The 17,666-nt window shown below is 68.8% G+C and carries 20 protein-coding genes; 1 reads left to right on the forward strand and 19 read right to left on the reverse strand.

Annotation, left to right across the window (positions count from 1 at the left end):
* Nucleotides 1-5: 5 nt before the first annotated feature.
* Nucleotides 6-3,128, reverse strand: a complete 3,123-nt coding sequence (gene putA / locus PFX90_RS09040) for a bifunctional proline dehydrogenase/L-glutamate gamma-semialdehyde dehydrogenase PutA (protein WP_285712104.1) — start codon at nt 3,126-3,128, stop codon at nt 6-8.
* Nucleotides 3,129-3,283: 155 nt separating this feature from the next.
* On the opposite strand from putA, the gene PFX90_RS09045 reads away from it, so the two are divergent.
* Nucleotides 3,284-3,571 (forward strand): YciI family protein, encoded by a 288-nt coding sequence (locus PFX90_RS09045; RefSeq protein ID WP_285712105.1) that lies wholly within the window; start codon nt 3,284-3,286, stop codon nt 3,569-3,571.
* Here the strand turns inward: PFX90_RS09045 and PFX90_RS09050 are convergent.
* From PFX90_RS09050 to PFX90_RS09135, 18 genes are all read right to left on the reverse strand, one after another.
* Nucleotides 3,568-3,858, reverse strand: coding sequence for a hypothetical protein (locus PFX90_RS09050; RefSeq protein WP_285712106.1), 291 nt, complete (start codon nt 3,856-3,858; stop codon nt 3,568-3,570). The two genes, PFX90_RS09045 and PFX90_RS09050, sit on opposite strands and share 4 nt — an antisense overlap.
* The gene (locus tag PFX90_RS09055; RefSeq protein WP_285712107.1) at nt 3,855-4,325 is read right to left on the reverse strand and encodes a hypothetical protein; all 471 of its coding nucleotides are present in this window, start codon (nt 4,323-4,325) and stop codon (nt 3,855-3,857) included. Before PFX90_RS09055 ends, PFX90_RS09050 begins: the two co-directional genes overlap by 4 nt.
* A 59-nt stretch (nt 4,326-4,384) precedes the next feature.
* Nucleotides 4,385-5,332, reverse strand: coding sequence for a toxic anion resistance protein (locus PFX90_RS09060; protein WP_285712108.1), 948 nt, complete (start codon nt 5,330-5,332; stop codon nt 4,385-4,387).
* 11 nt (nt 5,333-5,343) lie between these two features.
* Nucleotides 5,344-6,258 (reverse strand): HpcH/HpaI aldolase/citrate lyase family protein, encoded by a 915-nt coding sequence (locus PFX90_RS09065; RefSeq protein WP_285712109.1) that lies wholly within the window; start codon nt 6,256-6,258, stop codon nt 5,344-5,346.
* Nucleotides 6,255-7,325: a cysteine protease StiP domain-containing protein gene (locus PFX90_RS09070; protein WP_285712110.1), complete on the reverse strand. Its 1,071-nt coding sequence runs from the start codon at nt 7,323-7,325 to the stop codon at nt 6,255-6,257. The genes PFX90_RS09065 and PFX90_RS09070 overlap by 4 nt, the downstream gene beginning before the upstream one ends.
* Nucleotides 7,322-8,068, reverse strand: coding sequence for an HAD family hydrolase (locus PFX90_RS09075; protein WP_285712111.1), 747 nt, complete (start codon nt 8,066-8,068; stop codon nt 7,322-7,324). Before PFX90_RS09075 ends, PFX90_RS09070 begins: the two co-directional genes overlap by 4 nt.
* Nucleotides 8,065-9,222: a phosphoribosyltransferase domain-containing protein gene (locus tag PFX90_RS09080; RefSeq protein WP_285712112.1), complete on the reverse strand. Its 1,158-nt coding sequence runs from the start codon at nt 9,220-9,222 to the stop codon at nt 8,065-8,067. The genes PFX90_RS09075 and PFX90_RS09080 overlap by 4 nt, the downstream gene beginning before the upstream one ends.
* Nucleotides 9,215-10,372 (reverse strand): S1C family serine protease, encoded by a 1,158-nt coding sequence (locus PFX90_RS09085; protein WP_285712113.1) that lies wholly within the window; start codon nt 10,370-10,372, stop codon nt 9,215-9,217. The genes PFX90_RS09080 and PFX90_RS09085 overlap by 8 nt, the downstream gene beginning before the upstream one ends.
* A gap of 12 nt (nt 10,373-10,384) precedes the next feature.
* Nucleotides 10,385-10,963 carry a TerD family protein gene (locus PFX90_RS09090; protein ID WP_285712114.1) on the reverse strand — a complete coding sequence of 193 codons (579 nt, stop codon included), beginning with the start codon at nt 10,961-10,963 and terminating at the stop codon, nt 10,385-10,387.
* A 68-nt stretch (nt 10,964-11,031) separates the two neighbouring features.
* Nucleotides 11,032-11,610: a TerD family protein gene (locus PFX90_RS09095; RefSeq protein WP_285712115.1), complete on the reverse strand. Its 579-nt coding sequence runs from the start codon at nt 11,608-11,610 to the stop codon at nt 11,032-11,034.
* A 56-nt stretch (nt 11,611-11,666) separates the two neighbouring features.
* Entirely contained in the window at nt 11,667-12,719 is a 1,053-nt protein-coding gene (locus PFX90_RS09100; RefSeq protein WP_285712116.1) for a DUF475 domain-containing protein, read from the reverse strand.
* Between the two features lie 44 nt (nt 12,720-12,763).
* On the reverse strand, nt 12,764-13,957 hold the full coding sequence (locus PFX90_RS09105) for a TerD family protein (RefSeq protein ID WP_285712117.1): 1,194 nt from the start codon (nt 13,955-13,957) through the stop codon (nt 12,764-12,766).
* Nucleotides 13,958-14,022: 65 nt separating this feature from the next.
* Nucleotides 14,023-14,604: a TerD family protein gene (locus PFX90_RS09110; protein ID WP_285712118.1), complete on the reverse strand. Its 582-nt coding sequence runs from the start codon at nt 14,602-14,604 to the stop codon at nt 14,023-14,025.
* A gap of 149 nt (nt 14,605-14,753) precedes the next feature.
* Nucleotides 14,754-14,948: a hypothetical protein gene (locus tag PFX90_RS09115; protein ID WP_285712119.1), complete on the reverse strand. Its 195-nt coding sequence runs from the start codon at nt 14,946-14,948 to the stop codon at nt 14,754-14,756.
* Between the two features lie 24 nt (nt 14,949-14,972).
* Complete coding sequence (locus PFX90_RS09120; protein WP_285712838.1) at nt 14,973-15,599, reverse strand: MarC family protein; 627 nt, start codon at nt 15,597-15,599, stop codon at nt 14,973-14,975.
* A gap of 19 nt (nt 15,600-15,618) precedes the next feature.
* Nucleotides 15,619-16,398, reverse strand: coding sequence for a Cif family virulence factor (locus PFX90_RS09125; RefSeq protein ID WP_285712120.1), 780 nt, complete (start codon nt 16,396-16,398; stop codon nt 15,619-15,621).
* Nucleotides 16,395-17,291: a bifunctional methylenetetrahydrofolate dehydrogenase/methenyltetrahydrofolate cyclohydrolase FolD gene (gene folD / locus PFX90_RS09130; protein WP_285712121.1), complete on the reverse strand. Its 897-nt coding sequence runs from the start codon at nt 17,289-17,291 to the stop codon at nt 16,395-16,397. The genes PFX90_RS09125 and folD overlap by 4 nt, the downstream gene beginning before the upstream one ends.
* Nucleotides 17,291-17,572, reverse strand: coding sequence for a YggT family protein (locus PFX90_RS09135; protein WP_285712122.1), 282 nt, complete (start codon nt 17,570-17,572; stop codon nt 17,291-17,293). The genes folD and PFX90_RS09135 overlap by 1 nt, the downstream gene beginning before the upstream one ends.
* Between the last annotated feature and the right edge of the window lie 94 nt (nt 17,573-17,666).

Consider the following 17,666-nt stretch of genomic DNA (forward strand, 5'->3'; position numbering starts at 1 on the left):
CTGCCCTAACCCGCCGCCAGCAGGCTCGCGTTGCCGCCGGCCGCGGTGGTGTCGATGCAGGTTACGCGCTCGGTCGCGAAGCGGGCGAGGTAGTGGGGGCCGCCGGCCTTGGGCCCGGTGCCCGAGAGGCCCTCGCCGCCGAAGGGCTGGCTCTCGACCACCGCGCCGATCTGGTTGCGGTTGACGTAGAAATTGCCCACCCGCGCGCGGGCCTGCACGAAGCGCCGCGTCTCGGCGATGCGGCTGTGGAGGCCGAGGGTGAGGCCGAAGCCGGTCGCATTGATCGCGTCCACCACCGCGCCAAGCTCGCCCGCCTTGAAGCGCACCACGTGCAGGACAGGGCCGAAATTCTCGCGCTGGAGGGCGGCGATGGAGGGGATTTCGATGATCGTCGGGGCGACGAAGTGGCCGGTTGTCGGCGCGCCGGAGAGGCGTTCCACCTTGAGGCCCTTCGCCATGCAATCGGCGATATGCGCCTCCAGCAGCGCCTGCGCATCGGCGTCGATCACCGGGCCGACATCGGTGGCGAGGTCGGTGGGGTCGCCGACCTTGAGCGCTTCGAACCCGCCGCGGATCATCTCCAGCACGGCCTCGGCAATGTCCTCCTGAAGGTAGAGCACCCGCAGCGCCGAACACCGCTGGCCCGCGCTCTGGAAGCTGCTGGCGAGCACGTCGCGCACCACCTGTTCGGGAAGCGCGGAGCTGTCGACGATCATCGCATTCTGCCCGCCGGTCTCGGCGATCAGCGTGGCGATCGGGCCGTCGCGCATCGCCAGCGCGCGGTTGATGGCGCGCGCGGTGTCGGTCGATCCGGTGAAGGCGACGCCGGCGAGGCGCGGGTCGGCGGTGATCAGCTGCCCGACCTCACCCGCGCCGGGGAGCAGTTGCAGCGCCTCGGGCGGGATGCCCGCCTCGTGGCACAGCTTGACCGCGAGCGCGGCGATCAGCGGGGTCTGCTCGGCGGGCTTGGCGATCACGGCATTGCCCGCCGCCAGCGCGGCGCTCGCCATGCCGATGAAGATCGCCAGCGGGAAGTTCCAAGGCGAGATGGTGGCAAACACGCCGCGCCCGTGGAGGGTGAGGCTGTTCTCCTCCCCCGTCGGCCCCGGGAGCATGACGGGCGCGGCAAACTGCCGCCGCGCCTCGGCCGCGTAGTAGCGCAGGAAGTCCACCGCCTCGCGCAGTTCCAGAACGCTATCGAGCAGCGTCTTGCCCGCCTCGCGCTGGCACAGGCTGAGGAACTCGGCCGTGTGCGCCTCGAACAGGTCGGCGGCATTCTCGAGCAGCAGCGCGCGGGCCTCGCCGCCCAGCGCATCCCAGCCGGGCTGGATCGCAGCGGCGCGGGTGAAGGCGGCCTCGACTTCCTCCGCCGTCGCATCGCGGCGGGTCCCGACCTTGCGCGAGGGGTCATGCGGCGCGGTCACATCGGCGAGCGGCCCGGTCCCCCCGAAGGTCGGCTCGGCGGACCACTGGCGGCTTTCGAGCGCCTTCAGTTCCTCCAGCAGTGGCTCACGCACCAGCGGATCGGACAGGTCCACCCCCGCGCTGTTCTTCCGCGCACCGAAAATCGCGCCCGGCAGCGGGATCGCAGGATTGCGGCGGGGGTTCAGCGCGGCGAGTTCCGCCACCGGATCGCCGACCAGCTCTTCCGCCGGAATGTCGGCATCGCCCATGCGGTTCACGAAACTGGTGTTGGCCCCGTTCTCCAGCAGGCGGCGCACCAGATAGGCGAGCAGCTCCTTGTGCCCGCCGACGGGCGCATAGATGCGCACCGGCGTCCTCTGGTTGCCCTCAAGCGCGTGGAGCGCGTCATAGACCTCCTCGCCCATGCCGTGCAGCCTTTGAAATTCAAACGGACGCCCCGCTGCGAGGTGCTTGATCGCGCCGATGGTATAGGCGTTGTGCGTGGCAAAGGCCGGGCGGATCACGTCCGAATGCTCGAACAGCCGCGCCGCGCAGGCCAGATAGCTCACGTCGGTTGCTACCTTGCGGGTGAAGACGGGGTAATCGGTGTAACCGCCCACCTGCGAGAGCTTCACCTCGCTGTCCCAGTAAGCGCCTTTCACCAGCCGCACGAACAGCTTGCGCCCGTGCCGCCGCGCCACCTTGCCCGCCCAGTCGCACACCCAGATCCCGCGCTTCGAATAGGCCTGGATCGCGAGGCCGAAGCCCTCCCACCGGCTGCCGTCGGGGCGGCGGAACAGGTCGTCATCGGCGACCAGTTCCTCGATGATGTCCATGCTGAGTTCGAGCCGCTCGGCCTCCTCGGCATCGATGGTGAAATGAATATCCGCATCGCGAGCGCGCAGCGCGAGCGCCCTCACCATCGGCACCATTGCCGCCTTGGCTTCATCGGCATGGAAGAAATTGTATTTCGGGTGGAGCGCCGAAAGTTTTACGGAGATTCCCGGCGAGCCAGCGACCCCCGCGCCCGCCTCGCGCGCCAGCCGCGTCAGCGCGGCCTCGTAGGACAGGCGGTATTTCTCGGCATCGGCAAAGGTCATCGCCGCCTCGCCGAGCATGTCGAAGCTATGGGTGATCCCCCGCGCACGTTCGGGCGCGGCGCGCTTCAGCGCCTCGTCGATGGTGCGGCCGAAGACGAACTGGCCGCCCAAAATCTTCATAGCCCGCCCGGTCGCGGTGCGGATCACCGGTTCGCCCAGCCGGTTCATCGCGCGGCGGAAGGCGCTCCCCAGCCCCTTTTGCCGCGCGTCCGGCGGATCTAGCACTTCGCCGGTCAGCATCAGCGAGAAGGTCGCCGCGTTGACGAAGGTGGAGCTGCTTTCGCCCAGATGCTCGCCCCAGTCGATCTGGCCGATCTTGTCCTTGATCAGCGCGTCGGCGGTGGCGGCATCGGGCACGCGCAGCAGCGCCTCGGCAAGGCACATGAGGGCGATGCCCTCCTCGGTGTCGAGGCCATATTGCTGGAGGAAAGCGTCGATCCCCGAGGCCTTCTTCCCCCGCGCGCCTTCGATCAGATCGATCGCGAGCCGCGCCGCCTCGGGGTGCACCTTCGCTGCTGGAGCGGCCTGCTCGAGCCGCTCGGCGATGCAGGCTTCCTCGTCCTGACGATAGGCGCGGCGCAAGTCGGTGCGGTCGATTGCGGGGACGGGGGCGAAGTCGGCCATCTGGTTTCACCTGAAACGATTCGGGGGAGCAAGGCTGCCCTCTGGACGCGGGCACGCTGCGCTTCAAGCGCCCTCTTTGCAACGCCCGTCCTTGCCGCGCGCGGCCCTTGCGGGTAGCCTCGCAGCTGCGCGATCAACAGGGGCCTTTCACGATCATGCGGATGTTCTGCTTCCACTGCCGCGACGGCGAAGACGGCGGCCGCCTGCGCGCGATCCACCGCCCTGCGCATCTCGAATTCGTCCACGCGAATGCCGATCATTTCGTGATCGTCGGACCGCTGAAGCGCGCCGATGGCCTGATCATCGGCTCGCTGCTGATCGTGAAGGCCGAAGACGAAGCCGCCGCGCGCGCGATCCTGGCGGACGATCCCTACCTCACCGGCGGGGTGTGGCAGCTGATCCGGGTGGACGAGTTTACACCATTGCTGGGCGACTGGGCCTAGAACAGCACCGACACTGCAAGGAAGGCAACCGGGCCGCTGAACAATCCAAGGCGCTTGGCAAAAGGCCGCCCGCGCGCGGCGCGCGTCGCGCCCGCAAGCCACAGCCCGCCCGCCACGCCAAGGAAGGCGAACATCCCGCTGCGCTTGTCGATCTCGCACGCGCGGATCGCATCAGGAGTGGCGTGGGCCGACCAGCAATCGCCCGTCAGATAAAGCAGCCCCAGCATCGCCGCCAGCACCAGCCCCGCCGCGAGCGCCGCGCCGGTCAGCACGTGGGCGCTGGTCACCGGAACGGATCGCCGTCGCTGTAGCGGCGGCTGATGAAGGCCGCGTTGCTCGAAAAGGCGTCGAGATCGTGCTGCGCGAGATTGCGGGCGATCTCGTCGATCCGGCCCTTCATCGTGTCGAGGCTTTCTTCGAGGATGAAGCTCGCCGACTTGCCGGTCTTGCGGAAGATCTCGGCGCGGTGCGCGGCAGGGATGTCGATGTAGCTCTTGACCAGCTTGGGCAGGTGCTCGTCGCGCATCAGTTCGATCTCGGTGCGGCTGACGGCCTGCACTTCCTCGCGGTCCATCATCACGCCGACCTCGTCGAGCGCGGCGAGGATGGCGTCGATCTTCTTGCGAGCCGGCGCGGGGACGCGCTCGTCGTCATAGTCGATGCCGTGCGCGCGCTCGGGCGAGGGCGGCGGCGCGGGGGGCGCTTCCGGCTCGGGCGCGGCGAACATCTTTCTGAGCGAATCGAACAGACCCACGGAGCTTCCCGTTGCGACTGGCCCTCAAGCAGGGCCGGAAGCCTGCTTTAGACCCTGTTTCAGCGGGGTGGAAGCGCCGGAATCGCCGCGCGCTCGCTCTCCAGCCGGTCGAGCGCGTCGTAGAGCTTCGCGAAGGCGGTCTGGAGCGCCTCGGCTGTGTCGACGGCGGGCGGGCCTTCCTCGGTGATGAGGTTGCTGGCGGCGCGGTTCAGGCCCGCGATCCGGTCGAGCACCAGATCGTGGCGGGCGATCATCCGCGCGGCCTCCGTCGCGGTGCGCAGGACCATCAGCATGGTCGCGGTCGCCTGCTCGATGGCGGCGATCAGGTGGGCGTTGGTGCCGCTGATGACCTCGCGCGCGGCGAGCGCCTGCGAAGTGAGCGCCTGCGCCTCGGCAATGTCGCGCGCGCGGGTGCGGACGGTGTGGAGCGCGTCGGCGGTGAGGCGGCGGGCCTTCATCGGCTCCTTCGCTTCGATCATCGCCGCGCGCGCCTCGATGGTGAGCGCGACCTCCTCGGCGAACAGCGCGTGTTCGCCAAGCGCTTCGACCAGCGGGCGCAGCGCGGCTTCCTCGGCTTCGAGGCCCACATTGGCGCGCAGCAGGGCGTCGCGCTCACGGGTGAGCGACGCGAGCGCCGCCGCTATCTCGCCTTGCGCGGCGAGATAGCGGTCGAAATAGGCGGCGGGGTCGGGTTTGGCGGCAAACAGACCGAAGCGCTTGCCGCCCCCCGCAAGATTGCCGTCCCGCAGCGGTTCGAGCGCATCGGCAATGCCGCGCAGCGCTGCGGTGGCCTGCGCGATGGCCCCGGTGGGCGGCGGGGCGACATGGGCAAGGCTCCCGGCATGGCGCGCCGAGACCTGTGCGATGGTGTCGCGCCCCAGCGCCTCGATGCTTTCGAGCTTGTGGTCGAAGGCCGGGCTCAGCGGCTCGATCAGCAGCAGCTCGGCGACGAATTTCATCGCCTGTCCGGCGAGTTCGGCGTGGCGGCGTTTGGTGATCGCGGTCATGCGCCGAAGCGTCAGGCGACCCGCGTCGGCGCCTGCGGGCGGCGCGGGGCGGCAGGTCGCGGCGCATGGACCCGCGCACGGTCGAGCACGCCCTGCGCCCAGCGCGCATGGGTGGTGGGCTCGAGCATCGAGCCGCCATGCCCGAACACCGCCCGCGCCTCGGCGGCGAGGATCGCGCGGGCTTCCTCGACCTCGGCGGGGCCGGGGCGCAGGACGTCGTGGATGATCGGCACCTGCGAGGGGTGGATCGCGGTCTTGGTAAGGAGGCCATGCTCGATATCGCGCGCGACTTCCTCGCGCAGCACATCGGTCAGGGCATAGTGCTCGAACACCGGAGCCGAAAGCGCGAGGCCCTCGGGCAGGAAGACGCTCGCCATAGTGCTGATCGCAAGGCCCAGGGGGGTGTCATAGGCGGTCCGCTCGCGCGAGCGGCGCACGCCGAGCGTATTGAGGATGTCGTTCCCCCCGATCCGCACCGCGTGGACCCGCTCGCCCAAGGGCGCGAGGGCGCGCGCCATCTGCACCATCGCCGCACGGTCGAAAGCCTCGGTGCTCTCGATCGTGGGCATGATGCCGTGCGCGGGACTATCGAGCCGCGCGAGCCAGTCGGCGAGGTTCGCGGTGGTGATCTTAGGGAGCACGAAGCCTGCCAGCCGCTCGATCCCCGGCTGCGCGAGCATCCATTCGAGCATCTGCGGCCCGCGCGGGCGGGCATAGGCGATCAGCTTCGGCGGCGCGGCTTCGAGGGCGCGCAGCGTGGCGCAGAACACCTCCTGCGCGAGGCCGACCTCGGTCTCGTGCAGCGAATCCTCGAGGCAGATCACCACCGAGCGCAGATCGGGATTGGCTCCGGCCAGCACCTCGGCCAGCCGGGGGTGCTGCACGGGAATGTAGAGCGTTGCGCCAAGCTCCACCGCTTTCGTCATTCAGCGTCTCCTGCCTTCGCAATCAGTGTTACGGCGCGGTAGTTGCCAAGTTCCCGCTGCTCGACGGGAACGCGCGATTGTGCGGCGAGATGCAGCAAATGGGCCACTTCCGCGTCGCCCCGGTCGCGCACGAAGACCGCCTCAGGCAGGCGGCGCAGCACGGCGCGGGTCGCCTCGGCGATGCCGGGCTTGATGCGGTTGACGTTGTTGACGGCGCGTTCGGCCATCAGGCTTTCGACCAGCGTGCGGCTCGCGGCGCGGCTGGCGGCGGCGGCTTGCGGGCTCCAGCCGGGGTGGCCTGTTTGCGGCGCGGCGGCCTCGATCGCGGCGATGAAGGCGCGGGTCCGGTCGTGGGGGGCGTGTTCGGTGAGATGGCGGCAGGCGTGGAAATCGCCCTCTCCCACCAGCGCCTCGCTCAGCACCGAGCGGCTGATGAGCCCCGAGGCGATCGCGCCGAGGATGCCGGAGGGGATGAGGTAGTCCTCGGACGTCGCGGCAAGGCTGGCGCAGCCCGCGGGGTCGGCGACCACGGCGAGGAAGGGGGCAAAGCCGGTGCTGCCGTCGGCAAGGCTCGCCTCGAGCTCCTGCGTGATCGCACCCTTGCCGGTCCAGCCGTCGACGAAGACCGCGTCCTGCGTCCCGCGCGCGGCGGCGATATGGGCGAGCGCGATCCGGTCGATCCCCCGGCCCCGGATGATGCTGACCGAGTAGTGCGCGACGTCCACGCCCCTTGTCGCCAGCGCCCGCCGGAGCAGCACCCCGATGGGCGTGCCCGCGCGGGCGAGCGAGACGATGGTGCAGCTTTTTGCCGTTTCGGGACGGGCGGAGATCGCCTCGGCCAGCGCCGCGATATCGACCTTGAGCCGCCCCGCATTGCGCCCCAGCGCCGCCTCGTAGAGCGCGAGGTAGCGCGCGTCGGGCAGGCGTTCTTCGGAGAGCATCTCCGAATAGTGCCGCGCGCCCGACTGGATCAGCGCCTCCTTCTCCGCCACGTCGGTCAGCGCGACTTGGGCGGGCTTGAGGAGGAAGGTCACATCCTCGGGGGCGTAGGAGCCGTGGAACGTCATGCGTCGATCCACTCGTGCCCGTGCGCAATGTGTTGCCACAGCTGCGCTTGCGTCGGGATCATCGCCATGTCGCAAAGGTCGAGGAAGCCCGCGTCCGACCATGAGTCGCCGATGCCGAGAACCAGCCGCCCGGGGGTCTCGGCGCGCACCTGTTCCAGCATATAACGCACCGCCGCGCGCTTGCTCAGCCAGGGCGGCAGGAAGGCGAGGTTGTTGCCGTTGGCGTGGATGCGCCAGCCTTGGGGGAGCCTATCGCGCAGGGCCTCGGCGAGAGCGGTCAGCGCGGGGACATCGCCAGTGTTGCTCTTGATGACGAGGTAGAGGTCGAGCCCGTCCTCGCTCACCATCCAGTGGCGATATTCCGGGCCGAGGCCGTGGGTCAGTGCGGGATAGAGCGCAGCGGGCGCCTCGGACGCTTGCGCCTCGGCGGCGAGGCGGGCGTGCCAGACCGGATCGGGGGTGCCGTCCGCCAGCAGGATGCAGCCCCCATTGGCGCAGATCGCCGGGGCCTGCGCGATGTCGACCCGGGCGAGGACGTCGCGCGCGCGGGCGGTCACCGGCACCAGTTCGCCATGCGCCAGCCAGCCGAGCAGCGCCTGCTGCGGCGGGGTGGCGTAGCCGCTGGGGGTGCCATCGGCGAGGCGGCTCATGAGGCGCAGGTCGGCTTCGGGCCAGTCGCCGCATTTGGGGGCGGTCTGGAACAGGCTGTCGTCGAGGTCGGCGAGAATGAGTGGGCGGGTCATGCGCCCTCGCCATAGCGGCACAGCAGCGTCTCCACCATGACAGGCGCGCCCGCTTGGGCGAGCCGTTCGCGCAGTTCGTCGGCCTGCCGGCCTGCAATCTCGGCGGCGATCACGATGCGCTCGGGGCGGTGGGCGAGGAGGTTGTAGACATGACAGGTCGCGCCCGAACCATAGGCGTCCGCCAGCGTGGTGACGGACTGCATGGCATGGCCGAGCATCGCGGGGGTGCGGGTGATCGACTGGATGGCGGCGATGCCCCCTTGCGCGGCGATCTCCTCGGCGATGCGCAGGGCTTCGTAGGCGTGCTCGCCATCGCCGAGCACCAGCACCCGCTCGCCCGGCGCGGCGGTGACGGGGGCGCGGGTGGCGGCCTCGGGGGCGAGGAGGCCGGTGCGGCTGCGCATGCCTGTGGCGGGCGCGGTGCCGTGGCGGTTGGCGGTGGGGGCGAGGCTGGCGGCGGCCTGGCCTGCGCCGGGCGTCCAGTGGAGTGTCCCCGCGATCAGCGAATGGGCGCTGGCGGGGCGCGGCATGCGGGGGAGGAAGGCCCCCGCGCTCCAGTCGGTCAGGCTGGCGACCGCGATCCGCTCGATCTGTGGCAGGGCGGCGACCAGCGCCTCGGCGGCCTCCACAAAAGTGCTGCCGGTGCTGCATTCGTCGTCGATGATGACGAGGCTGCGCGCTTGCGGGAGCAGCGCCTCGACCTCGCCCGCCACCTGCACCATGTGGCTCGCGGCGTGGCTGTGGCCTTCCTCGAAGCGGCACAGCACCCACGCGTCCGCCACGGTCTGGCGGCTCGACTGGACATAGGCGCTCGCAGCCCCCGGATGCCGCGCGCGCCATGCTGCCCAGACGCTCTGGGCGAGGCCGGTGGCGGTCTCGGCCATGCCGCAGAACAGGACGGGCTCAGGAAAGGCGGGGATCTGGGCTGCGAGCGCATCGGCGGCATGGCGCAGCGCCTCGAACGGGGTGGGCAGGTGCCGCCCGAGCACCTTCGAGACGATCAGGAAGCCGCGCTTCGGGTTCGCCCGCGCGGCAAAATCGCACAGCGCGGCGACCCGCACGGGATCGACGCCTTCGAGCACCAGCGTGCCGGTCGGCAGTTCGACCGTGACCCTGTGCTGCTGCGTCCCCGCAGCGGCTTCGCGTTCAGGCATGGATGATGATGCTGACCACCGCGCTGCGCGCCCGCGCGACCACGTTGCGGCGCACATTGTCGGTCGAGATCGCCAGCGGCGGCAGCTCGGCCCCGGCGGCGGCGGCCATCTCGTAGACCAGCGCGGCGCGGATGCCGAAATTGACGTTCTCCGAGATCGAGCCGCGGTTGCGCATGTTGTCATGCGCGAGGCTGGCGGAGGTGATGCCCACCAGATTGCCGAACTCGTCGATGATCGCGCCGCCCGACGATCCCGAGCCGATAGGGGCGGAGAACTGGAAGCGCGCGATGTCGCCCCCGCCTCCGGTCAGCCCCGAGACATTGCCGGTCGTCACCTTGAGATCGGCCCCCAGCACGTCGATCAGCGGGAAGCCCGCGGCCATGATGTCTTCGCCCAGAAACAGCGGCGAGCCGATGCGCAAGGGCAGCGGCGCGCCGTGGGTGCGGCAGCGCAGCAGCGCGAGGTCGTGCCCGGCATCGACCGCGATGACGGTGCCCGCATCGCGTGCCGGGCCGACTTCGAACTTCTGCCCGTCCTCGACCACATGGGCGTTGGTGACGATCAGGTCGGGCGCGATCAGCACCCCGCTGCCCGTGCCGAGCATCTGCCCCGGCACCGGCACCGGACGGCTGTGCCCGCGCCCGTCGGGGTGGGGGATCGGACCATTGCCGGGCAGCGGCACGCCGGGAGAATTGCGATAGGGCACCTCGATCCCGCCCATGTTGCGCGCGCGCACATAGGCGTCGATCCCGAAGGTGAAGCCCTCGTTCGAAAGCTTCATCCGGCGCTCGCCGTTCTTGGTGTAGACCTCGGCGAGGATCACCGCGGCGAGCTGTTCGGTCGGCTGCGGCATCTGCCAGACGGTGCCGTCGACCTCGAATTCGAGCGGGTAGGCGTGGTTGGTGAAGCCGCCGTGGCGGTCGTCCATGACATAGGCGACGATCTCGAAGTCGCCCTCAAGCTCGGCCATGCCTTGCATGAACCACTGCGCCGGATCGATCCGGTCGAAGGCGAGCACGCGGCCGTGCTGGCTCGCGTCGCGGCCGATGGCGGCGACGGCAATCCGCGCCGCCTCTTGCCCACGCAAGAAGATGCGGCAATCGGCCTTGGGGCTGATCTTGACCCGCTGACCGGGCTGGGCGGGCTGCATCGCCGTCGCGCCTTAGATGTTGACGCCCATTGCGGACGCAAGGCCCGCAAGGCCGCTGCGCCAGCCTTCGCCGATCGCCTTGACCTTGATGTCGTCCGCCGGGCCGCGATAGAGTTCGACGAAGATCATCGCGACATTCATCGAGGCGTCTTCGGAGAGGTCATAGCGCGCCAGCTCCTTGCCGTCGGCCTGGTTGACCACGCGCGCGAAGGCGTTGGAGACCGAGCCGAAGTTCTGGCCGTTGATCTCGCCCTCGTGAATGGTGACCGCGATCACCACCTTCTTGGCCGCCGGGGTGAGCTTGCCGAAATCGATCAGGATCGTCTCGTCATCGCCCGCGCCCTCGCCGGTGCGGTTGTCGCCGCTGTAGACCACCGCACCATCGGGCGAGGTCTTGTTGTTGTAGAACACGAAATTGGCGTCCGAGAGGACCTTGTCGTTCTCCCCCAGCACGAAGGCCGAGGCGTCGAGATCGAAGGCCGCGCCGTCGGTCTTGCGCACGTCCCAGCCGAGCCCGACAATCACTGCATTGAGGCCCGGGGCCTCCTTCGAGAGCGACACATTGCCGCCCTTGCTGAGCGAAACCGCCATTATCCGTATTCCCTGCTAGCGGAAGTGCGCGACCGGCGGGCATGCCCCCCGGCCGCGCCCCCTCCCGATTAACCGACGTTGACGCCGAAGTGCCCGGCGAGCGGGCCGAGGCCGCCCTTGAAGCCCTGGCCGACCGCGCGGAACTTCCATTCCGCCCCGTGGCGATAGACTTCGCCGAGGATCATCGCGGTCTCGACCGAGGCGTCTTCCGACAGGTCGTAGCGCACGACCTCGGCGTTGGTGTTGGCATCGACAAGGCGGATGAAGGCGTTCGAGACCTGGCCGAAGGTCTGGCCCTTGCTGTCGCCTTCGTGGATGGTCACGACCACCGCGACCTTGTCGACATCGGCGGGCAGCTTCGAGAGGGTGATCTCGATCTGCTCGTCATCGCCGTCACCCTCGCCGGTGCGGTTGTCGCCCTGGTGGATGACCGCGCCGCCGGCGACGTTCTTGTTGTTGTAGAAGCAGAAGTCCATGTCGCTGCGGACCTTGCTGCCCGCACCGCACACGAAGGCCGACGCGTCGAGGTCGAAGTCCTGACCATCGGTCGCGCGCACGTCCCAGCCGAGGCCGACCATGATGCGGTCAAGCCCGGGGGCTTCCTTCGAGAGGCTGAGATTACCACCCTTCGACAGTGAAATAGCCATAATTCGTCTCCTTTACCCAAGTCTGGCGGCGCGGGGTGGCCGCCGGTGTTGCAAGCTTACGCCAGCGCATCCTCCGGCTCGCCGTCGGGGTTCGCCTTGTTCCAGCGGACCGACGACCAGAAGGCGAGCCCGATCAGCACCGCGCCGATCAGGCCGGTGATGACTTCGGAGATGTGCATGAAGGTGTTGAGGTACATGATCACCGCCAGCGCGAGGATGGCGTAAAACGCCCCGTGCTCGAGATAGCGGTACTCGCTCAGCGTGCCCGCGCGGACGAGGTAGATCGTCATCGAGCGCACGAACATCGCGCCGATGCCGAGGCCGATGGCGATGATGATGAGGTTGTTCGTCAGTGCGAAGGCGCCGATCACACCGTCGAAGCTGAAGCTCGCGTCGAGCACTTCGAGGTAGAGGAACGCACCGAAGCCCGCCTTGGCGACGTCACCGGTCGAGGGCGTCGGGGGTTCGAGCACGTGGTTGATCACTTCGACGCCGAGATAGGTCAGCAGCCCTGCGATCGCTGCGGTGATGAAGGTCAGCGCTTCCTCGCCCGGCAGCACGGTCGACACCGCCCAGGTGCCCGCGAGCACGAGGCCGATCGAGACCGCCTCGATATCCGCCACCTTGGCGAGCGGGCGCTCGATCGCGGCGATCCAGTCGACTTCCTTGTCGCTGTCGAAGAAGTAGTTGAGGCCGACCATCCCGAGGAAGGCGCCGCCGAAGCCCATCAGACCGACATGCGCGCCCTCGACGATTTCCTGATATTCGGCCGGCTTGGTCAGCGCGAGGTTGACCGCCTCGAAGGGGCCGATCTGCGCGGCGACCATCACGATCACCAGCGGGAACACGATGCGCATCCCGAACACCGCGATCGCGATACCCCAGGTCAAGAAGCGCTGCTGCCAGACCGGGTCCATGTCCTTGAGCACGCTCGCGTTGACCGCGGCGTTGTCGAACGACAGCGAGACTTCCAGCACCGCGAGCACGGCGCAGATCCACACCATCGACAGCACGCCGTCCATGGTGCCGGTCAGCGCCCAGCCGTAATAGCCGCCGAGCGCAAGGCCGACGACCGTGAACAGCAGCGAGCCGCCAAAATGTTTGAACATCGAATGTGATCCCCTTGAGCCGCGTGATACGGCGGTATGCTTGATTAGTCCTTACTGCCGCGCTGCCATTGCAGATAGACGCCAATGTCCTCGGCGAAGGGCTTCTGGCTCTGGTAGAAGCGCATCAGGCGGCTCATCTTGAGCTCGCCGCCGACATTGTCGATCACCGCGATCCCGCACAGGCGCTCGCGGCTGTTGACCTCGTCCATCCTGACCTCGATCTCGGGCTGGCCCGGGATGTTGAGGCGCACGACGCCATCGGTCGAAGCCCAGTCGGGCGCACCCTCATAGATCAGCGCGAAGACGCCGATGCGGCGGATGTAGTCGAAATACTGGCCGTTGACGCGGATCGTCTCTCCGGCCGCAACCGCGCCGGTGCGGTCGTCGCCCGACAGCTCGATGAAGGGCGGCTGGTGGTAGGAACCGAAGCTCCTACCCAGCGCCTGGATGCAGCCTGCACCCATGCCGTCGGCCATCTCGAAGATGACGCCCAAGTCGAGGTCGAGCTGCTGGGTGCCGCCGAAGAAGCCCTTCTTCTGGGTGCGCGCGGTCCAGTTGAGGTTGAGCACGATCTCGCCGAAGGAATTGCCCTGCTTCTTCAGGCTGACCGAGGAATTGCCCTTGTCGAGGCTGATCTTCTTGAGGCTGATCGGCGCAGCTGGCGGCGGGGGCGGAGGCGGAGGCGGCGGCGGGGGTGCCGGCGGCGGAGGCGGGGGCGGCGGTGCGGGCGCAGGGGCGGGTTCTTCCACCTCGCCGCCGAAATGCCCGATCAGCGCGGCGAGCCCGCCCGCAAAGCCTGCGGCAATCGTGCCGATCTTCCAGCCCGACGAATGGCGATAGATTTCCGCCAGCATCACCGCCTTTTCATTGGTGAGCGCGGCCGCGGCATCGAAGCTCGCCTTGCCGCCGTCGATCGTCACCATCAGCGGACGGCTCTCGCCGACGCTGCGGCTGTCATGCGTCGCGGTGAAGACGATGCGGTCGATATTCGCGGGCAGGCGGTCGAGCTCGAGCGTGAAGGTGGCGGTGTTGCCCGCGCTCGCCATGCGCACCTCGCCGGCCGGGGTCGCGGGGTTGGAGAACAGCACGACGTAGCGATCGTCGCCGATCTTCTGCCCCGGCTCGAGGCCGAAGGCGGCAATGTCGATGCCATCGAGGCCGAATTCGACCTTCACCTCGCAATTGCTGGCGACGCCGAGGTCGGACAGCGAGCGCTTTTCCCCACGTTGCAGCTGCATGCGAATATGCTCCAGGTCTTGAATGGCGGGCGCGTCTCTCGCGCGCGGGCCGGGACAGGTTGAGGTTACAGGATGGCGCGCGCGGGCGCGGTGAGATCGTGGACGGTGCGCCCCGAGGTGCGCTCGCCGATCGCCTTGAAGTCCCACTGGCCGCCCGCGCGCGAAAGCCGCGCGAGGATCAGCCCGGTGTGCGGGCCCGAATCCGAGATGTCGAAGCGCGCGAGCTCGCGCCCGCTCTTCTTGTCGACCACCCGGCCGAAGGCATTGGCGACCTTGTCGAAGGTCTGCCCGCGGAAGCTGTTCACGGTGAGGACGATGTGCTCGACCCGCGCATCGAGGCGGTCGAGTTCGATGGCGATACTCTCGTCATCGCCGTCACCTTCGCCGGTGAGGTTGTCGCCGCTGTGACGGATCGTGCCCGCCGCATTGGCGAGCTTGCCGAACCACACCTGTTCGAGCACGGCCTTGTCGCCATCGAAGGTGATGCACGAGGCATCGAGGTCGATATCCCCGCCGCCGCCGAACATGCCGCCGAACAGGCCTTTCTTGGCGACGTCCCAGCCCACCCCGAGGCTGATCTGGGACAGCCCGTGCGGGGCCTCCTTGGCGAGGCTGACCGACTGGCTCTTCTGGAGCGAAATTCCCACTGATCCCCCGTGACGCTGCGAACTGTCCCGAACCGGGACAGGGTATCCCCGAAGGCCCGAGGGGTGTCAACCCTGCGCCCGTGGGGATTGCTTGGGGGTTAGTGTTGTTATCCTTACGTTTTCATTAAGATGGCGAAGCGAAAATCGGGTTATCCGATAGACTTTACGCGGCGGCCCGCGTGGTTCTCGATCACCGCGATGGCATCGCGCATTGCGCGCACCTTGCCGATCTGGGTGTCGCTGCCCCAGACCGAGCCCTTGTAGACCCAGATCCAGCCGCTGCTTTCGGAGACATTGTAGAGGTTTTCACCCCCGCCCTCGACGATCACCTTCTTCTTCGCCATGCGCCCGCGCCCCCGGTTGGCCGATCAGATCCCGAAGCTGCCCTTCAGCCCGTCGATCACATATTGCGCCGCCAGCGCGGCCAGCAGCACGCCGAGGAGGCGGGTGATGACCGCCTCGACCTTGTCGCCCAGCAGCCGGATCAGCGGCCCGGCGGCGACCAGCGCGGCGGCGGTGATGACCAGAACGGCGGCGAGCGCGGCGAGGATCTGGCCCTGTTCGGGCAGGTTCCCGTCCGCCTCGTTCATCAGCAGCATCACCGCCGCGATCGCGCCGGGGCCCGCCAGCATCGGCATCGCCATCGGGAAGACCGAGACGTCCTCGATCTCGGGCGTGGCGGCGATCTTCTCGGCGCGTTCCTCGCGGCGCTGGGTGCGCTTTTCGAACACCATGTCGAAGGCGATGAAGAACAGCATCAACCCGCCCGCGATGCGGAAGGAATTGAGTTCGATGTGGAGCGCGCCCAGCAGTTCCTGCCCGAACAGCGCGAAGATCAGCAGGATGATGCTCGCGATCCCGGTCGCCCGCAGCGCCATGTTGCGCGCCTGCGCGGGGCTCGCGCCCTTGGTCAGCCCGGCATAGATCGGCGCGCAGCCGGGCGGGTCGATCACCACGAACAGGGTGACGAAGGCGGAAAGGAAGGTCTCGGTCAGCACGGGCTGGCCCCTCCCATCAATCGCCGGTCGGCACAAGGCTTTGTTCGATGCCCGTCAGCCAGCGGCCCTGATAGAAATATTCGGCGAGGATATAGCGCGTGCCGTCCGCACGGTGCTCCCAGCGCCAGCGCAGCGTGGTGTCGCGCGAGAGATGCGCCTCGGTCTTGCCGTCCTCGCCGAGCGAGATGGCGGGCGGCGGCGGGACCGGCGCGCCGGGGCGCGGGCAGGTGGCGACAAGGCCCTGGATCGCGTCGATCTCGGTCACGACGATGTCGCCCGGCTGCACGTCCACAGGGGGCTTCGGCGGCGGGGGCTGCGGCACATCCGGCCCCCCGACATCGAAGACATAGCGGTATTCGCCGTCGGGCTGCCGCTCCCACACGGTGACGAAATTGCCGACCGTGCCGTCAGGCTCGCGCAGGCGCCCCTGGCTGACCGCGACCTCGCCGTCGCAGCTAATGACGACGGTGCGGGCCTTCCACTGGACGGCCTGCGGGGGATTGCTCTGGGTCGCGAGCCACGGGGCGATCGGGAAGGGCCCCTTGCTGCCGTGGAGCATCGCGCCGGGCGCGGCATATTTGGCGAAGGCGGTCCACTGGCCCAGCTCCTGCGCGTCGCGCGCAAAGGCGATCTCGGCGGCGACGATGGTGCTCGGCTGCGCGGCCCCGGGAGCGCCGGTCAGCGCACGGTCGATGATCGCCAGCTGCCGCTTGGTCGGCTTGGGCGCGCCGCCGCCGGCACAGGCGGCAAGGCTGGCGCACAGGGCGGCGGCGAGCAGCAGGCGGGCGCGGGTCACAGCCCCTCCGGCGCGGGCAGCCCCGCGTGGGCGTGCGCGGCGACCAGCGTGTTCCTGAGCAGCACCGCAATCGTCATCGGCCCGACCCCGCCCGGCACCGGCGTGATCGCACCCGCGACCTCCGCCGCTTCGCCAAAGGCCACATCGCCCACCAGCCGACCCTTGGGCTTGTCGTCGGTGGGCGGCAGGCGGTTGATGCCGACGTCGATCACCGTCGCGCCCGGCTTGATCCAGTCCCCGCGCACCATCTCGGGCCGCCCCACAGCGGCGACCACGATATCGGCGCGGCGCACCACTTCGGGCAAGTTCTTCGTGCGGCTGTGTGCGATGGTGACCGTCGCGTTGGCATCGGTCAGCAGCTGCGCCATCGGCTTGCCGACGATGTTCGAGCGCCCGATCACCACCGCCTCCTGCCCCGAGAGGTCGCCCAAGTGATCCTTGAGCAGCATCAGGCACCCCAGCGGCGTGCAGGGGACGAAGCCCGTCTGCCCCACCGCGAGCCGCCCGGCGTTGATCACGTGGAACCCGTCGACGTCCTTGTCGGGGTCGATCGCGGCGATCACCGCCTGCTCGTCGAGCCCCTGCGGCAGGGGCAGCTGGACGAGGATGCCGTCGACCTCGGGATCGCGGTTCAGCCGCTCGACCAGCGTGAGCAATTCGGCCGAGGAGGTGGTGGCGGGCAGGCGGTGCTCGAAGCTGGCGATCCCCGCTTCCTCGCAGGCCTTGGCCTTGGCGCCGACATAGACCTGGCTCGCGGCATCGTCGCCCACCAGCACCACCGCCAGACCCGGACGGCGCGCGGTCTGCTGAAGAAACGCCGCCGCCGCCACGCCGATCCGGGCGCGCAGGCCATCGGCAAAGGCCTTGCCGTCGATCCGCACCGCTTGCGCCATCAGTAGGCCGCGTATTGCAGCATCCGCGAGACCGCGGCGAGCAGGATCATGAACACCATCGGCGAGAAGTCGATCGCGCCGGTATCGGGCATGATGCGCCGGATCGGGCGCAGCACCGGCTCGAACAGGCGCGACAGGGCGTCGTGCACCGCGAAGGCGAACTGGTTGCTCGGGCTCACCACGTTGAAGGCGAAGAGCAGCCCGATCACGAACCAGATGATCAGCAGCATGTTGGCGGTGCTGATCACCATGCCGAGAATATCCACGAGAGCTTGCGTCATTGCTTGTCGTTTCCGTTGCGAGGGTGCCGCGCCGCATCTGGCGAGCCGCAGCACCCGTTCAAGTCCCTTGGAAGGCGTATTAGCTTGTTAATAC

The organism is Erythrobacter oryzae, from assembly GCF_030271515.1.
GTDB classification, from domain to species: Bacteria; Pseudomonadota; Alphaproteobacteria; order Sphingomonadales; family Sphingomonadaceae; genus Erythrobacter; species Erythrobacter oryzae.

Excerpts from the sequence above, each read along its gene's own strand:
- folD (WP_285712121.1), bottom strand. The coding sequence starts at position 17,291 with ATGGCGCAAGCGGTGCGGATCGACGGCAAGGCCTTTGCCGATGGCCTG.
- PFX90_RS09065 (WP_285712109.1), bottom strand. The coding sequence starts at position 6,258 with ATGACGAAAGCGGTGGAGCTTGGCGCAACGCTCTACATTCCCGTGCAG.
- PFX90_RS09095 (WP_285712115.1), bottom strand. The coding sequence starts at position 11,610 with ATGGCTATTTCACTGTCGAAGGGTGGTAATCTCAGCCTCTCGAAGGAA.
- PFX90_RS09090 (WP_285712114.1), bottom strand. The coding sequence starts at position 10,963 with ATGGCGGTTTCGCTCAGCAAGGGCGGCAATGTGTCGCTCTCGAAGGAG.
- PFX90_RS09135 (WP_285712122.1), bottom strand. The coding sequence starts at position 17,572 with ATGACGCAAGCTCTCGTGGATATTCTCGGCATGGTGATCAGCACCGCC.
- PFX90_RS09080 (WP_285712112.1), bottom strand. The coding sequence starts at position 9,222 with ATGCCTGAACGCGAAGCCGCTGCGGGGACGCAGCAGCACAGGGTCACG.
- PFX90_RS09070 (WP_285712110.1), bottom strand. The coding sequence starts at position 7,325 with ATGACGTTCCACGGCTCCTACGCCCCCGAGGATGTGACCTTCCTCCTC.
- PFX90_RS09060 (WP_285712108.1), bottom strand. The coding sequence starts at position 5,332 with ATGACCGCGATCACCAAACGCCGCCACGCCGAACTCGCCGGACAGGCG.
- PFX90_RS09115 (WP_285712119.1), bottom strand. The coding sequence starts at position 14,948 with ATGGCGAAGAAGAAGGTGATCGTCGAGGGCGGGGGTGAAAACCTCTAC.
- PFX90_RS09085 (WP_285712113.1), bottom strand. The coding sequence starts at position 10,372 with ATGCAGCCCGCCCAGCCCGGTCAGCGGGTCAAGATCAGCCCCAAGGCC.
- PFX90_RS09105 (WP_285712117.1), bottom strand. The coding sequence starts at position 13,957 with ATGCAGCTGCAACGTGGGGAAAAGCGCTCGCTGTCCGACCTCGGCGTC.
- putA (WP_285712104.1), bottom strand. The coding sequence starts at position 3,128 with ATGGCCGACTTCGCCCCCGTCCCCGCAATCGACCGCACCGACTTGCGC.
- PFX90_RS09045 (WP_285712105.1), top strand. The coding sequence starts at position 3,284 with ATGCGGATGTTCTGCTTCCACTGCCGCGACGGCGAAGACGGCGGCCGC.
- PFX90_RS09100 (WP_285712116.1), bottom strand. The coding sequence starts at position 12,719 with ATGTTCAAACATTTTGGCGGCTCGCTGCTGTTCACGGTCGTCGGCCTT.
- PFX90_RS09075 (WP_285712111.1), bottom strand. The coding sequence starts at position 8,068 with ATGACCCGCCCACTCATTCTCGCCGACCTCGACGACAGCCTGTTCCAG.